The organism is Pedobacter hiemivivus, from assembly GCF_005144565.1.
GTDB lineage: Bacteria > Bacteroidota > Bacteroidia > Sphingobacteriales > Sphingobacteriaceae > Pedobacter > Pedobacter hiemivivus.
In genome coordinates this window covers 155,989-171,371 of record NZ_SWDX01000008.1, presented here as the reverse complement: position 1 = coordinate 171,371, position 15,383 = coordinate 155,989, and the positions used below count along the sequence as shown (strand labels likewise).

Genomic DNA, 15,383 nt, shown 5'->3' with positions numbered 1-15,383 from the left:
AATTCTAATTCACTAAGAAAATAGCATTAGCAAACATTTGTTTTCCATTTTCCCAAAAAGAACGGAAAAGGACACTCGCTCCGAGATATATGATCACTCCTTTACCCTCAGGTTGCACACCAAACAACATCCCACCCTCAAGTTTTTTAAGCACACCTTCACCGGCAATACCCGCAACATAACTATCCGATTTTAAAACTCCTGTATTCCAACCTCGGCTAAGAAATTCATACAACCTTTCGTCGGTCTTCAGTGTATAATAATAATTGCCTAATCCTGCAGAAATCGGATGGCTCCGATCCAACTCCACTTTAAAAATTGCCCCCGGAATAGCATTCGATAAATTAGTCTGCCTCCTACTCTGGTATTTCGCGGCAACTTCGACAGAGAGTTCATCCTTAAAATATGTTTTCCTTTGAATGTCAAAAGGTTTCTTCCCTACAACGCTCAATATGGCATCTTCCATCAAAATCAGTTTTCCACCAGCCTTAACCCAATCCTGAGTTTTTTCATTGATGTTATCCCCATATGCGCCATCAGGCAAGATTAACGTATTTATCTTATTAATATCCAATACCCCAACGTCATCCAAACTGATCATCGTTATGGGATAACCTAACTCTTGTTCAAAAAAGTGCCATACCTCTCCCAAATTTTGAGCATTAGCTTCAGCACTGGCAACCACGGCCACTTTTGGCACCGGCAATACCGGATATACCGAAGAGCCAAAGTCCTTACCCTTATCGACTGAGCCGCCATTAACCGTATAAAAAAACACCTTTAAATGCTTCTGTACCTCCACGATTTTGGCCGATAATTCCTTCACAAGCTTTTCATTTTCGGATCGATAAACCAATAACGATCCAATTGGATAGCTAATTCCACCAACAGCAAAGCCTTCTTCTGCCATCCGAACCTTTATCCCAACCTTCTGTAACGCGATCAATACCTTTGCATCCTCAACAGAGCCCCAAGGCAAAAGCCAGGCGTACGGCTTCTGTACTTTACTCAAAGCAGGGTTTGGATCTTCCAAAAATTGATATTTCCCTTTAATTATCGATTTAACCGCATAAGCATTTAAACCATAAGCATAGGGCAAGGCCCAGGCCGTAATGTCATAAGTATTGGAGTCGCTTACTTTTGTTTGCGGTTCAAAAAGCACATTTGCCAATACGGCCGCTGGCTGATCCAGATTTACAATTAAATCATTCCGTTCTATCTTGAAAGGCTCTACCTTTCCCGTTTCATAATGATAACCTTCTGCAGCCGCATCACCACCAAAAGCAAAGTCTACATTATTCCGCTTTAACAATACAGCCAAACGCTTTAGTTTACCCAAACTTTGTCCTTTTACCACATAGCTCATAAAACCCCCAGGAGATATAACTCTGGCATTCTCAAAATACTTTCTAAATTCATCCACTAAGCGCTCTGCATTTTTCGAGACCGTCTCCAAGGTGGCCATTCCAGCCACAAAATGATGATCTATCCGGTCCTTTAAAGTCAGTGTATCCCCATCAATCGTAACCACCGCTAGCCCAGCACCGATCCCACCCTGCTCATAAGTCATCCCTATGGCTCCATTATACAAGGGATAGGTATCACCATAAGAAGGGTACAACAGATCAAACTGCTCCTTTGTAAAATATTTCCAGCCCTTCTGATCAAAGTATTTTGCATTATTTTTCCCAACTGTAACCTGAAACGCCCTTTGCCAAGCTGTAATATCTTGATGAATAGGCTCCGCAGCTGGCGCAAAATAATAAGGCTCATTGTAGTTTTGCTCATGGAAATCCACATGTACCTCAGGCATCCAGTCGTGATACAAAGCCAATCGTTGCTGCGTTTCAATTTGTGATTGCCAGGCCCAGTCGCGGTTCAAATCGAAATAATAATGATTCGATCGACCTCCCGGCCATAGCTCCAAATGCTCTCTGGCCAATGGGTTAGGATTAGGCTTTATACCCGCAACACTATTAAAATAACTTAAATATCGCTCCCTGCCATCTGGATTTAAACACGGGTCGATAATAACCACCGTATTCCTTAGCCACTCCTGAATATTCGAACTTTTAGCTTCTACAAGCGCATACATCATTTTTATGGCTGTTTCAGTGGAACTAGCCTCATTACCATGCACATTATAGCTTAGCCACAATATAGCCGGCTGCTTAATCGACTTCCCAGATATTTTCTGCCCATTGCTCAGGCTCAGATTATTTGCCCTGATCTGCTCCAGTTTATCCATATTTTCCTTGGCAGACACAATGCCTACCAATAATTCACGCCCCTCATAGCTCTTCCCGTAACCGACAACCTTTACATTCCGCGCTGTTTTACCCAGATATTTATAATAATCCAATACCTTATCCAATGGCGTAAATCGGCTTCCTAAAGTATAACCCAAAAACTCATCGGGCGACCTTACCTGAGCTTTTACAACCCCAAACTCCAACGTTAAAAACAGAAATGGAAGCAGAAAGTATTTCATCTGAGGAATTTATATACCTAAAGTACTAAAGAATCTTTTTTGTTTCTCTTTCATAGTGTAATTTTACAGCTTCATTTCATCAATTTAACATATGGCCACCATCAATTCCTTATATCAGCACTTCCTTCAACATTCAACGATATGTACAGATACGAGGAACATTACCGATGGTTGCCTATTTTTTGCCCTTAAAGGCGATAAATTTGATGCGAATACATTTGCTGCACAAGCCATAAGTCAGGGTGCAGCTTATGCCATTATTGACGATGAAAATTACCAAACAGATGAACGCTGTATATTAGTGTCTGATGTTTTAACCGCCTTGCAGGATTTGGCCAAACACCATCGCAATCAACTAAACATCCCTGTAATTGGCTTAACAGGAAGCAACGGAAAAACCACCACCAAAGAGTTGATCAATGCCGTGCTTGCTCAGAAATACACAAGTTTTGCGACCAAAGGAAACTTAAACAACCATATCGGCGTACCACTTTCTATCCTTTCCCTTACTTCGAAAACAGAGATAGCGGTTATAGAGATGGGCGCTAACCATCAAAAGGAAATTGAGTTTTTATGCGATATCGCACAACCTACCCACGGTTTGATCACCAACATAGGCATGGCCCATTTAGATGGATTTGGAGGCTTTGAAGGTGTGAAAAAGGGAAAAGCAGAGTTGTTTGCTTATCTAAAAAGTCAGGATGGCACGGCTTTCATCAACAGGGATAATCCTTATATAATGGAGATGAGTGAAAAGGCTATGCTAAACAAAGTAATCTATTATGGCACAGAAGCTAATAACACCGTATCAGGAAAACTACTCAAATCCGATCCATTTATTGAACTTTCCTGGACCAACAATGCCGAATCATTTAATACTGAAGTACATTTAACCGGTGCCTATAACTTTGAAAACATACTGGCCGCAATCGTTATTGGGCAATTTTTCGAGGTCAGTCCCGATCAAATTAATGCTGGCTTATCGGGATACCTGCCGAACAATAACCGCTCCCAGATCACTAAAACAGCTACCAATACGGTTATCTGCGACTTTTACAACGCCAACCCAAGTAGCATGGCCGCAGCACTTAAAAATATAGAACTTTTAAGTAGCGACAATAAAACGATCATTATTGGGGATATGTTTGAATTGGGACAAGAATCTCCAGCACAACATCAACTCATCATTGAACAAGCGGAAAAACTACCAATAAACACCTTAATCTTTATTGGCCATCATTTTTCAGAAGCAAAACAAGCCAATAAAGGACATTTCTTTAGCACACCTGCAGAAGCTCAAACTTTTTTAAAGGAGAATCCAATAAACAATAGCCTTGTCCTGTTAAAAGGATCACGGGGAATGGCATTAGAGCAGCTATTACCGCTGCTTTAACTAATTTGCCTGCGACACCTTTATTCCGACGTCGCTTATTTCTTTAAGGGGATTATCACGCATATTCTGCTCTAGCTCTAGCTCATACCTTCCCGGCTCCGGGAATTTAAACTGAGTTAGCAACGGAAAAACATAAGTATATAGATTTCCGGAGCCCGATCCATTCCACTGCCCATCGGGCTGTGCCAACTTAAACTCGTAACGTCTACTGCGCTTTTTTTGTCCGCCTTTTACATTCAGCAGGACAAAAATATTCGAATATCTATAGTCAGCAGTATGCCTTAATTTAAAGTATATATTATAAGGCTTACTACTGTCTGTAATATCAACCACGATCTTCACCTTATCGGCATAACTCCAGTTACGTGAAGGCATGGCATGATTACTATCTTCAATAATATTGGTATCGCAACCGCTAAACAACAAGGTTAAAACGATCGAAAACAAAAGTAAAAATCTACGATTATTCATCTTTAGGCTTATCCGTTGGCTTCTTTCTGCGGTTATTGTTCCTATTTCGATTGTTCTTTTTAGCCGCAGGTTGTCCTTCTGTAGGCTGCGCAGCATTAGGTTGCCCTTCCTGTACACCAGCTACTTTAGCCTTTGGTTGCGGTGCTTTAGATTGAACCTGTCCTGGGACATTTTCTTTCTTAGCTACATCAGGCTTATTTTTTGCCTGTTGCGGAGCTTTCTGTCCCTGCTGTGGCTGCTTCTGTGCCTGTTGTGGTTGTTTTACCTTATCAGGCCTATCCGAACGCTCTGCGTTGTTTTTACTACGGTTCTGATTGTTATTTCGGTTATTGTTGTTTTTGTTGCCTTTATTTCTCGGCTTATCATCCAAACGTGTCAAACTATCCTGTCCAACTACATTTTCATAATCCGGAATCTTATCAATTACAGCCGTAGAAACCAATTCAACAGCCTCTTCTTTAAGGTTATTAGGTTTCTGTCCCTTTTTATTCATCGCCATGATCTCTTTCACACGGTCAACTTTTAAAGGAATCCAGTCTTCCATATTCGGATAACTAAACCACATTAACTTCTTAAAAATATCCGTTTTTTGGTGTCTGGCCACCCCAACTTCAGTCTGCAAACTATCCACACGGTCAGGAATATCCTTAAGCGCATCCAAATAAGTATCCAGCTCATAGTTTAAGCAGCATTTCAGCTTACCGCATTGTCCGGCCAGTTTTAATGTATTTAAGGATAAGTTCTGATATCTTGCGGCAGCTGTAGACACAGTTTTAAAGTTCGTTAACCAGGTAGAGCAGCACAATTCCCTTCCACAAGATCCAATTCCACCCAATCTACCAGCTTCCTGACGCATACCAATCTGGCGCATTTCAATTCTGATCCGGAAAGTTTCGGCCATTTTTTTAATCAACTCTCTAAAATCTACTCTGCCCTCGGCAGTGTAAAAGAAGGTTGCTTTGGTCTTATCACCTTGGTAATCTACATCGCTAATTTTCATAGACAAGCGTAAATCTAATGCGAGTGTACGGGCTTTATGCATGGTTTCCCATTCCATTCCCTTCGCGATTTTCCACTTCTCTACATCAGCTTCAGTAGCTTTCCTGTAAATTTTCCGAGTCACCTGATCTATCGCGGTTTTCCTGCGTTTCATCTGCATTCTTACCAATTCGCCAGTAAGTGATACGTGCCCGATATCGTAGCCGCCAGTTGGTCCTTCAACCGCTACCAGCTCGCCAATTTCAAGATAAATGTTATCATTATTTACAAAGAATTCTTTCCTTGCACCTTTAAATTTAACTTCTATTACCTGAAAAGGCTTATAATTTGAGGGCATGTCCAAATTCGACAGCCAATCGTAAACTTCCATTTTTCCGCATCCGCCAGTAAGGCAAGAGCCATTACTTTTGCAGCCTGCGGGGGCGCAACCGCCACCTGTAGAACAACTTCCACATCCCATAATTAATTGTATATATGTTGAGTCCCTTTCGGGAACGTTTTAAACTTAATTATTTTTACCAATTGTAAAGATACATCTAAAAACAGAATTTTAGGGTTCGCATTTCGTTCTATGTGATAATGAGCCTTTTCCAATTCCGAGATAATGGCATCCGCCATGTTCAGATCTAATACATGCGTTGATAATTTTTTAGCGGTTTCTAGTGCCCTGACAGGCAATTTCACCAAATCATCAGCCCCGCTAAGCAACAAACTGCACTCACGTAAAAAGCTGATTCCATATTTTAAAAAGTTCTTTTGATTCTCTCTTCCCCAAGTTGCAGCCTGCTCTACAAAAGCGGTTAAGTCGAGCACCCGATTTCCATAGCCCATCCGCAACCACTCGGCAAACTTATCCGCATTGTCGTTGTGTGTATTGGCCACCAGCGATTTCGCCTCAATTAAATTCCCATCTGCCAGAAAGCTATACTCTGTCGCCTGATTTTCTGACAAACCATGTCCATCCATCAAATAATGCTCAACCGTTGCATGAGAAAGCTTTGGTATTTTGACAATTTGCGTACGCGACAAAAGGGTGGAAAGGATTTGTTCCTGATTATTGGCAACCAGAATAAACAAAGTATTTTGAGGCGGTTCTTCGATAATTTTAAGTAGCGAATTGCCTTCTTTATCCAGGTACTCTGGCAACCACATAATCAGCACCTTTGTCTCTGCCTCAAAAGCTTTATAGCTTAATTTTTTTATGATGTCATGACACTCGGCAATGTTAATATTTGCCTGTTTGTTCTCTGCACTTAGCTTAGATCGCCAAATGTCCATATCAAAATAGGCATCTGCCAGCAACATACTTCTCCACTCTTCCAACACATCAACTGTTGTTTTTACATCTTTTGAAGCAAAGAATGGATAAGAAAAATGCAAATCGGGATGAATATATCTTTCGTATTTACGGCATGAGGAACATACACCACAACTATCATCGGCCTGCTTATCTAAACAGTTGATGTATTGGGCATAAGCAATGGCCAAAGCCAAAGCGCCACTACCATCGCTTGATAGAAACAACTGGGCATGACTAATCCTGTTCTCGGCAACTGTTTGTATCAATTGCCGCTTTATATTCTCCTGACCTACGATTTCTTTAAATTGCATTTGGTGCAAAATAACAATTTTTTAAGACTTGGATATACTGTCCCACCAATTTGACACTTTAGACATGGACAAAACCTGCACTCTGGTCGGATTTTGTCTAGGCTGTGTAGTAGTTTTCTTTTACTATCCTGACAGAACACGACCTTTACACAGCTCAGACAAAAAGAGACCTTTTTATAACCCTTTAGGAAATTACTTATCTTTGCCCACATGCCCAGAATTATTGCTTTTGATTATGGAACCAAGCGTATCGGTATAGCCGTTACCGACCCTTTGCAAATTATTGCAACCGGACTGGACACCATACATCCTAAAGATATTATAGAATATTTGAAAAAATACATGTTAACCGAACAGGTAGAGGCCTTTGTTTTGGGTGATCCGAAACAAATGGATGGCTCTCCCTCAGATTCAGCACAGCATGTGAAGGGTTTTTCTACAACATTAAAAAAGACCTTTCCAAATATCCCCCAACACTGGATTGATGAGCGATTTACCTCTAAACTTGCCCATCAAACCATTATGCAAAGCGGGTTAAAAAAGCAAGATCGACGGAACAAAGAAAGAGTAGACACCATATCAGCAACCATAATTTTGCAATATTTTATGGAAACCCAACGTTTATGAGCTTAATTAATGACGACATGCAGCAATTGCTGCTCAACTTTTGTGACCCTGAAACTGAACTACTGCAAAAGATAGATCGGGAAACGAATCTGAAGGTTTTGATGCCTAGAATGCTTTCCGGACATTATCAGGGTCGTGTATTGAGCATGCTGAGCAAAATGGTTAGCCCAAACAGAATCCTCGAGATTGGTACTTTTACCGGTTATGCTACACTTTGTTTGGCCGAAGGGCTAACTGAGAATGGACTCATTTACACACTAGACAAAAACGAAGAACTGGAAGAAATGGTCCTTAATAATTTTGCTCAATCAACATACAATGATAAAATAAAATACATCCTGGGTGATGCCAATGAAACCATCAATGCATTAAACGAAACCTTTGACCTGGTTTTTATTGATGCAGACAAAAAGAACAATAGCACTTACTACGACCTGATTTTCGACAGGGTAAGACCTGGTGGACTGATCATTGTGGATAATGTACTGTGGAGTGGAAAAGTATTGAACAGCAACCCAGACAAGGACACTAAAAATATTACGACATTTAACGATAAGGCTTTGGCAGACAGAAGGGTAGAAAAACTCATCCTCCCGGTTAGGGATGGCTTGTTTGTCATCAGAAAAAAATAAAGTATGATTAAAAAGGCATTATATATCTGGCTATTCCTAACCTGCTTTACTTTTAGCGCCAATGCGCAAACCATCGAAGATTACATCAATAACTATGCAGCGCATGCGCAAGAGTTGATGCGTGAGTATAAAATTCCTGCCAGCGTTATTCTGGCTGTTGCCATTCATGAATCGGCTGCCGGAACTAGCAAAATCGCCCGATACCTGAACAACCATTTCGGAATTAAGGGCCCAAATAGCAATACCGAAATCCGATCTTCATATCGCGATTACCCCGCTGTAAGTGAATCTTACGCCCATTTTTTAGATTTTCTGAAAAGTAGAGGTTCCTTTAACGGTCTGTTTGACAAATATGACCAATACGATTATCGGAACTGGGCCAAAGGGATCCAACGCGGTGGATATGCCAGAAGTCGCACCTGGGCTTCACAAATTATTGGCATCATTAAAAAGAACAACCTGGTGCAATACGATGAGCGGCCGGACGACTACATAGAGCCTATTACCGCAAAACCTACCCCATCAAGCAAACGCAAGACTTCTTCCTCGAAAATATATACGGTTAAGCGTGGAGACAACCTGCACAACATTGCAAAAGCACGCCGTACAACTCCAGCAGCAATTATGAAAAAGAACGGTTTAAAAAGCCACGCCATTAAACCCGGACAAAAACTCAAATTATAATGAACAATAAAATATTATTAGCATTACTAGCCCTTGCATTTTTTAGCGCCTGTAAGTCCAGAAAATACAGTCACAACAATAAACAAATAGAAAAAGCCGCCAACAAGGCCAATCCTGATGCTAAATCATATACTACCCTCAATTATATTGAATCTTTTAAAACTGTTGCCATTGAGGAAATGAACAAGAATGGCATCCCGGCAAGTATTACCCTGGCTCAGGGCATCATAGAATCTGGAAGCGGCAACAGCAGTCTGGCCAAATATGCCAACAACCATTTCGGTATTAAATGTACCTCTGATTGGAAAGGAAAAGGTTATTATAAGGATGATGACAAAGTTGATGATTGCTTTAGAGTTTATAAGGATGCCCGGGAATCCTACAAAGACCATTCTGAATTTTTAAAAAGAAAGCGTTACAGTGCTTTATTTGAGCTGGACAAGAATGATTATAAAAACTGGGCTTTGGGCTTAAAACAGGCTGGTTATGCGACTAATCCTAAATATCCGGCTATGCTGATTAGTGTGATTGATAGGTACCAGCTTTACCAATACGATTCCCCAGAATCTGAAAAGGACAAAATTAAAAGAGAAGACAAGGTCTTTTCTGAGATCAATGCCAACATCCCTAACGAGAAAAAGAAATTTACACCAGTGGTTACTCCACCTTCAAAACAGGTGATGAAAACTCCTGATACCTTAAGGATTTCTACCCCCACAGTCACAGATAGCGCCCATGCCGAAAGCAATACCGCACCGATATTTAAACCGGGCTCTTACACAGTTAAACAAGGTGATACGCTTTATGGCATTTCCAAAAGATTTAATGTAAGCATTGATACTTTAAAAACGCTAAACGATCTTAGCGACGTCGGAATTAAAATAGGTCAAAAACTCATCTTAGTTAAATAATGTTAATGATTATTTAACCGCTATCATTATCTTGTATTTTTGTATTAAATGAAGTTTTATAGCCTTGTGCTCCTTTTTTACTGTTTAACATTTAAAGCTTTTGCCCAACAAACGTCGGTGCAGGGCTTTGTAATAGACAAGGATTCCAAGCTTAGGCTGGCAAAAGTTTACATCTACAATTCTGCCAATGATGAAGGCATTTACAATACCCCGAAAGGAGAATTTACCATTAAAGCTAAACCCGGCGATACACTATTCGCTGTTTTACAGGGATACGCTTTAGATACCGTTGTCATAAACACTCAAAAGGCCTTTTATTTCCAATTGAAACCTTTGGGTATTTCACTTCGCGAAGTCTCGATTGTAGGCAATAAGTACACCCCAAAGGAACTTCATGAGAAATCCTTAAAGGAATATAAATACGCGCTGGACAAAGGGAAGGCAAAAGATCTGCTTAATCTGGGCCTTGGTGGTGCCGGATTGGGTATAGATGCCATTTATAATCTACTTAGCCGTCAAGGAAAGAATGCCCGACACCTGCAAAAAATATTGGAAAGAGATTACCGAGAGGCCATTGTTGACTATAGGTTTAAACCCGACTACGTAAAGCGTGTTTTACAAATTGGTGATTACGAAGCAGAAGATTTTATGTTGCAATACCGCCCGTCCTATGATTTTGTTTTAACAGCTTCAGATTATGCTTTTGTAGTTTATCTAAAGAACAATTATGCAAATTACAAACGTAATCCTGCGGCATTCCGACTACCCACACTGCCCAAAATAACCATTGAAACGTTTTGAAACCGCTCTTCCTAGTTGTTGCAAAAATACCCGCCCATGCCATGGCAATCTTCCCTTTTATTCTGTTAAAGAACAAGGGGCAAAAAAACGACGCTGTTCTGATAAACCATGAGCGAATACACTTACGGCAGCAACTGGAACTCCTGATATTCCCTTTTTATTTATTATACCTGCTGAACTACCTTGTTTTGCTCATCAAGTACAAAAACCATTATCAAGCCTATTTCAATATCATTTTTGAAAAGGAAGCTTATGCTGCCCAGCAGGACCTAAATTATTTGAAGCAAAGAAAGTTTTTCTCCTGGCTCAGATATCTCTGAAAGACCAGCATTTTTGCCGGATTTATCCAATTAGTTTACTATTAAACTTTTAATCCGTCACTTTTTTGTTTTTCTTTGTAACAATGAAGATTTTTTATGCCTCCCTACTTCTTGTTTTTAGCGGTACTGCAAACCTGTATGCTCAGGAGATCGACACCATCCCAATTAACACCAAAGGGCTTGATATTAAATTAAAGCGCAGTCCACTGCCGTCGAGAACCGGAACAATCCCTTTTAAGCCTGTAGAGTTAAACCCTATCGTGGTAGATGCCCGGGTAAATTACTGGAAAACTAAAACTTCTGTAGGTATTAACGTGAACCAGGCTACATTTTCCAACAACTGGAAAGGTGGGGGTGTAAATTCCCTTGCTGTGGGCGGTATTGTAAATTATAAAGCGGAATACAGCAAAGAAAGCTATAGTTACGTAAGTGAGGTAATTTTGGAATATGGGAAGGTTAAAAACAAAGATCAGTTGCAAAAGAAAACCCGAGATCGGATTTTCTGGGACAATAAAGCCGCATTGCAGTTGTCTAAAAACTGGTACTTCTTCGGTTCGATCAACTTTGAGTCACAGTTCGATTCGGGCTTTTCTTATAGCAAGAATTCTGATGGGAACGAGTTTCCAAACCTAATTTCAAAATTCATGGCACCGGGTTACCTGACTGAATCTTTCGGTTTTGAGTACAAACCCAATAAATATTTCTCCACCAGGATTGGTACAGGTAGTGCGCGACAAACATTTGTATTAGATACAGGCGTTTACATCACAAAGGATCCGAATGATCCAAATAACAGGGCGAAAGATAAAAAGGCGGCTACAAAATATGGCGTTGACTTTGGTAAGAAATTTAAAAATGAACTGGCCTTCCAGATCGTAAGTAATTTCGAAAAAGAAGTAATTACCAATACCGTGCTTAAAGCAAGGTATCAGATGTTTATTCCTTACGACAGGGCTTTAAATCAAATTGACCACCGTTTGGATGCCTCCATAACCTCCAAATTAAACCGGCTGATGAACGTTTCATTAACCTGCGTGGGTTTATTTGACAAAGACAACGATAAGAATATACAATGGAGCCAGGCACTCTCACTTGGTGTATCATTCTACTTCCCTCGTTAATACTTTTTAATTAACCATTACTCTTTCCTTCAAAATTAATACCTTTGAGGCTACAAAAAATTGAACACTAAGCATTAAAGACAATGTTTGAAAATTTACAGGATAAGCTAGATCGTGCGTTTAAGGTCTTAAAAGGACAGGGAAGCATTACAGAAATCAACGTGGCCGAGACCATGAAAGAGATCCGTAAGGCTTTATTAGATGCCGACGTAAACTATAAAACGGCAAAAACCTTTACCGATGAGGTAAAAGAAAAAGCTTTAGGCTTAAATGTACTTACAGCTGTTTCTCCTGGTCAGTTGCTGACCAAGGTAATGAATGATGAACTGACTGCCTTAATGGGTGGTGAGGTTACTGAATTAGACTTAAAAGCAAACCCCACCATTATATTAATTGCAGGTTTAAACGGTGCGGGTAAAACTACTTTTACCGGAAAACTAGCCAACTACCTTAAAAGCAAAGGCAAAAAACCTTTATTGGTAGCGGGTGACGTTTACAGACCGGCAGCGGTAGATCAGCTACAAATACTAGGTGAGCAGATCGGCGTTCCAGTATATGCAAATACGGCATCTAAAGATCCGGTTGCGATTGCCTTGGAAGGTATTGCTGAAGGTAAAAAACAGCAAAATAATGTAATCATTATAGATACAGCAGGCCGTTTAGCAATAGACGAGCAGATGATGGACGAGATCGCTGCTGTAAAAGAAAATACGAAACCCCACGAAATCCTATTTGTTGTGGATGCCATGACCGGACAGGATGCGGTTAACACAGCAAAAGCATTTAACGATAGGCTAGACTTTACCGGTGTTGTATTAACCAAATTAGATGGTGATACACGTGGTGGTGCTGCCCTTTCCATTAAATCTGTAGTCAACAAACCGATCAAATTTATCGGTACTGGCGAAAAGATGGAAGCCCTTGATGTGTTCTATCCAGAAAGGATGGCTTCACGTATTTTAGGGATGGGTGACGTGGTTTCATTGGTTGAACGTGCACAAGAGCAGTTTGACGAAAAAGAAGCCGCAGAACTTCAGAAAAAGATCCGTAAGAACAAGTTTGATTTTAACGACTTCTACAATCAGATCCAGCAGATTAAAAAAATGGGTAACATGAAAGACCTGATGGGCATGATACCTGGTGTTGGAAAAATGATGAAGAACGTTGAAATTGAGGATGATGCCTTTAAAAATGTAGAGGCCATTATTCAATCCATGACCAAATTTGAGCGTGAAAACCCAGATAGTATCCAACAAAGCAGGCGCTTGCGCATCGCTAAAGGTTCTGGAAATAAAATTGAAGAGGTTACCAAACTCATCAAGCAGTTTGAAGATATGCGTAAGGTAATGAAGCAGTTCTCTAACCCGGCTACAGCTGCCAGGATGATGAAGAATATGCCTAAAATGCCGCAGAGATAAAAAATTCGGTTTTTCTTAACCAACCGAACATCTAATCAGTATAGATTCACACTTAGGACATCTAAGTGTGAATCTATGCTGATAAAAACATATGGCAGCGCCGTCTTTGGCGTAAATGCTTTAACCATTACCATCGAAGTAAGTATAGGCGGGGGCAACAGATACCACATTGTTGGTTTGCCCGATAACGCCATCAAAGAAAGCCTGAGAAGGATTGAAAGTGCCATCCAATCGGCTGGACTTAAAATGCCCCGACAAAAGATTGTCATTAATCTGGCCCCAGCCGACATTCGCAAAGAAGGCTCTGCTTACGACCTTCCAATTGCCATGGGCATTTTGGCGGCCTCAGGGCAAATAGAAAGCGCAGCGTTAGATAAATACTTTATTATGGGTGAACTGTCCTTAGACGGCGGCTTACAACCTATAAAAGGTGCATTACCCATATCCATCCAGGCCCGAACTGCAGGCTTTAAAGGTTTTATACTCCCAAAAGACAATTCCAGAGAGGCTGCAATCGTAACTGAACTCCTGGTATATGGCATGTGCAACCTAAGCGAAGTTGTCGCTTTTTTTAACGGCACAGCACAGCCTGAACCTGTTATTGTCAATACCAGAGATGAATTTTACAATAATGTAAGCAATTACGAGCAGGATTTTTCGGACGTAAAGGGTCAGGAAAATATAAAAAGAGCATTGGAAATTGCTGCTGCAGGCGGACACAACCTGATCCTTATTGGCCCACCTGGAGCCGGAAAAACCATGCTAGCTAAGCGCCTGCCCACCATTTTACCGCCCTTAAACCTTCAGGAAGCTTTAGAGACCACCAAAATACATTCGGTAGCTGGAAAGCTGAATGCTGCCGAATCACTAATGACAGAGCGCCCCTATCGTAGCCCCCATCACACCATTTCGGACATGGCTTTGGTAGGAGGCGGTGCAAACCCACAACCTGGGGAAATCTCCCTTGCGCACAATGGTGTGTTATTTTTAGATGAATTACCAGAGTTTAAGCGCAGCGTGCTCGAAGTAATGCGCCAACCGCTCGAAGATCGTTCAGTAACCATTTCACGATCACGTTTGAGCGTTGAGTATCCAGCTAGCTTTATGCTAATTGCCTCAATGAATCCTTGTCCATGTGGCTTTTTTAACCATCCTGAAAAGGAATGCATTTGCGGTGCTGGCGTCGTTCAAAAATACCTCAGCAAAATATCTGGCCCTTTATTAGACCGCATCGATTTGCATGTAGAAGTAACGCCTGTAAATTTCAACGAGCTAACTTCTGCTTTCGAAACAGAAAAGAGTGCCACCATTAGAGAAAGGGTGATTAAGGCTCGGGCTATTCAGGATACCCGCTTCAGTACCAGTCAAAACTTATACTACAACGCACAAATGAGCCCCAATATGGTTCGAACCGTTTGCAAAATAAATGATGCTGGGCAAGGTTTAATTAAAAAAGCGATGGAAAAGCTCGGCCTTTCGGCCCGCGCTTATGATCGTATTTTAAAAGTATCCAGAACCATTGCCGACCTTGCGGAAAGTAAGGACATTAAACTAGAGCATCTGGCAGAGGCAATACATTACCGCAGTCTTGACAGGGATAGTTGGTCGGGTTAATCTAAAAGATCTTCCTCAGTTTCGTCCTCATCCTCTTCTTCCGGTACATGCGCCACAATCGCACGGCCAATGGCGTTGATCTCCTCGTTGGTTTCAAATAAAGGCAAAGCCGTCACCTCATCGAGCTTTAACCATTGCTCTTCCGTATCTTTTTGAATGTGCACGTATTCCTTTCCGTCTTTAAAAATAACGTAAGTATCTTCCCCTTCAGGAAATACAGCATAATCTATTGTCCCTATTGTAATGTCAAATGGTTGCATATTGTATTCTATTGTTAATTGTATGAAACG

General features: G+C 40.9%; 14 protein-coding genes. 9 read left to right on the top strand and 5 right to left on the bottom strand.

Going from position 1 to position 15,383, the window contains the following annotated elements:
• Positions 1-4: 4 nt before the first annotated feature.
• Positions 5-2,491, bottom strand: coding sequence for a M14 family metallopeptidase (locus FBD94_RS19485; protein WP_136881432.1), 2,487 nt, complete (start codon positions 2,489-2,491; stop codon positions 5-7).
• Positions 2,492-2,582: 91 nt separating this feature from the next.
• Between FBD94_RS19485 and FBD94_RS19480 the strand changes: the two genes are divergently transcribed.
• Positions 2,583-3,884, top strand: coding sequence for a UDP-N-acetylmuramoyl-tripeptide--D-alanyl-D-alanine ligase (locus tag FBD94_RS19480; RefSeq protein ID WP_136881431.1), 1,302 nt, complete (start codon positions 2,583-2,585; stop codon positions 3,882-3,884).
• Here FBD94_RS19480 and FBD94_RS19475 read toward each other — a convergent pair whose 3' ends face one another.
• Genes FBD94_RS19475 through FBD94_RS19465 form a run of 3 tightly spaced genes read right to left on the bottom strand, consistent with a single transcriptional unit; the run spans position 3,885 to position 6,965 of the window.
• Positions 3,885-4,355 carry a gliding motility lipoprotein GldH gene (locus FBD94_RS19475; protein ID WP_136881430.1) on the bottom strand — a complete coding sequence of 157 codons (471 nt, stop codon included), beginning with the start codon at positions 4,353-4,355 and terminating at the stop codon, positions 3,885-3,887.
• Complete coding sequence (locus FBD94_RS19470; protein ID WP_169472359.1) at positions 4,348-5,814, bottom strand: PSP1 domain-containing protein; 1,467 nt, start codon at positions 5,812-5,814, stop codon at positions 4,348-4,350. Before FBD94_RS19470 ends, FBD94_RS19475 begins: the two co-directional genes overlap by 8 nt.
• Positions 5,815-5,816: 2 nt before the next feature.
• The gene (locus tag FBD94_RS19465; protein ID WP_136881429.1) at positions 5,817-6,965 is read right to left on the bottom strand and encodes a DNA polymerase III subunit; all 1,149 of its coding nucleotides are present in this window, start codon (positions 6,963-6,965) and stop codon (positions 5,817-5,819) included.
• A gap of 210 nt (positions 6,966-7,175) precedes the next feature.
• On the opposite strand from FBD94_RS19465, the gene ruvX reads away from it, so the two are divergent.
• From ruvX to FBD94_RS19420, 8 genes are all read left to right on the top strand, one after another.
• Positions 7,176-7,592 carry a Holliday junction resolvase RuvX gene (ruvX, locus tag FBD94_RS19460; RefSeq protein ID WP_131610116.1) on the top strand — a complete coding sequence of 139 codons (417 nt, stop codon included), beginning with the start codon at positions 7,176-7,178 and terminating at the stop codon, positions 7,590-7,592.
• Positions 7,589-8,224: an O-methyltransferase gene (locus FBD94_RS19455; RefSeq protein WP_136881428.1), complete on the top strand. Its 636-nt coding sequence runs from the start codon at positions 7,589-7,591 to the stop codon at positions 8,222-8,224. Before ruvX ends, FBD94_RS19455 begins: the two co-directional genes overlap by 4 nt.
• A 3-nt stretch (positions 8,225-8,227) precedes the next feature.
• Positions 8,228-8,908, top strand: coding sequence for a glucosaminidase domain-containing protein (locus FBD94_RS19450; protein WP_136881427.1), 681 nt, complete (start codon positions 8,228-8,230; stop codon positions 8,906-8,908).
• Complete coding sequence (locus FBD94_RS19445; protein ID WP_136881426.1) at positions 8,908-9,819, top strand: glucosaminidase domain-containing protein; 912 nt, start codon at positions 8,908-8,910, stop codon at positions 9,817-9,819. Before FBD94_RS19450 ends, FBD94_RS19445 begins: the two co-directional genes overlap by 1 nt.
• 48 nt (positions 9,820-9,867) lie before the next feature.
• Complete coding sequence (locus FBD94_RS19440; protein WP_131610120.1) at positions 9,868-10,620, top strand: hypothetical protein; 753 nt, start codon at positions 9,868-9,870, stop codon at positions 10,618-10,620.
• Between the two features lie 403 nt (positions 10,621-11,023).
• A complete protein-coding gene (locus FBD94_RS19430) occupies positions 11,024-12,061 on the top strand; it encodes a DUF3078 domain-containing protein (protein ID WP_131610122.1) in 1,038 nt (345 codons plus the stop codon).
• Between the two features lie 83 nt (positions 12,062-12,144).
• Entirely contained in the window at positions 12,145-13,479 is a 1,335-nt protein-coding gene (ffh, locus tag FBD94_RS19425) for a signal recognition particle protein (RefSeq protein WP_131610123.1), read from the top strand.
• 75 nt (positions 13,480-13,554) lie between these two features.
• Positions 13,555-15,093, top strand: a complete 1,539-nt coding sequence (locus tag FBD94_RS19420) for a YifB family Mg chelatase-like AAA ATPase (RefSeq protein ID WP_136881425.1) — start codon at positions 13,555-13,557, stop codon at positions 15,091-15,093.
• On the opposite strand, the gene FBD94_RS19415 is transcribed toward FBD94_RS19420, so the two are convergent.
• A complete protein-coding gene (locus FBD94_RS19415) occupies positions 15,090-15,353 on the bottom strand; it encodes a hypothetical protein (protein WP_131610190.1) in 264 nt (87 codons plus the stop codon). The two genes, FBD94_RS19420 and FBD94_RS19415, sit on opposite strands and share 4 nt — an antisense overlap.
• Positions 15,354-15,383: the final 30 nt, after the last annotated feature.

Excerpts from the sequence above, each read along its gene's own strand:
- FBD94_RS19415 (WP_131610190.1), bottom strand. The coding sequence starts at position 15,353 with ATGCAACCATTTGACATTACAATAGGGACAATAGATTATGCTGTATTT.
- FBD94_RS19440 (WP_131610120.1), top strand. The coding sequence starts at position 9,868 with ATGAAGTTTTATAGCCTTGTGCTCCTTTTTTACTGTTTAACATTTAAA.
- FBD94_RS19475 (WP_136881430.1), bottom strand. The coding sequence starts at position 4,355 with ATGAATAATCGTAGATTTTTACTTTTGTTTTCGATCGTTTTAACCTTG.
- FBD94_RS19420 (WP_136881425.1), top strand. The coding sequence starts at position 13,555 with ATGCTGATAAAAACATATGGCAGCGCCGTCTTTGGCGTAAATGCTTTA.
- FBD94_RS19480 (WP_136881431.1), top strand. The coding sequence starts at position 2,583 with ATGGCCACCATCAATTCCTTATATCAGCACTTCCTTCAACATTCAACG.
- FBD94_RS19465 (WP_136881429.1), bottom strand. The coding sequence starts at position 6,965 with ATGCAATTTAAAGAAATCGTAGGTCAGGAGAATATAAAGCGGCAATTG.
- FBD94_RS19455 (WP_136881428.1), top strand. The coding sequence starts at position 7,589 with ATGAGCTTAATTAATGACGACATGCAGCAATTGCTGCTCAACTTTTGT.
- FBD94_RS19470 (WP_169472359.1), bottom strand. The coding sequence starts at position 5,814 with ATGGGATGTGGAAGTTGTTCTACAGGTGGCGGTTGCGCCCCCGCAGGC.
- ruvX (WP_131610116.1), top strand. The coding sequence starts at position 7,176 with ATGCCCAGAATTATTGCTTTTGATTATGGAACCAAGCGTATCGGTATA.
- FBD94_RS19430 (WP_131610122.1), top strand. The coding sequence starts at position 11,024 with ATGAAGATTTTTTATGCCTCCCTACTTCTTGTTTTTAGCGGTACTGCA.
- FBD94_RS19445 (WP_136881426.1), top strand. The coding sequence starts at position 8,908 with ATGAACAATAAAATATTATTAGCATTACTAGCCCTTGCATTTTTTAGC.
- FBD94_RS19485 (WP_136881432.1), bottom strand. The coding sequence starts at position 2,491 with ATGAAATACTTTCTGCTTCCATTTCTGTTTTTAACGTTGGAGTTTGGG.
- ffh (WP_131610123.1), top strand. The coding sequence starts at position 12,145 with ATGTTTGAAAATTTACAGGATAAGCTAGATCGTGCGTTTAAGGTCTTA.
- FBD94_RS19450 (WP_136881427.1), top strand. The coding sequence starts at position 8,228 with ATGATTAAAAAGGCATTATATATCTGGCTATTCCTAACCTGCTTTACT.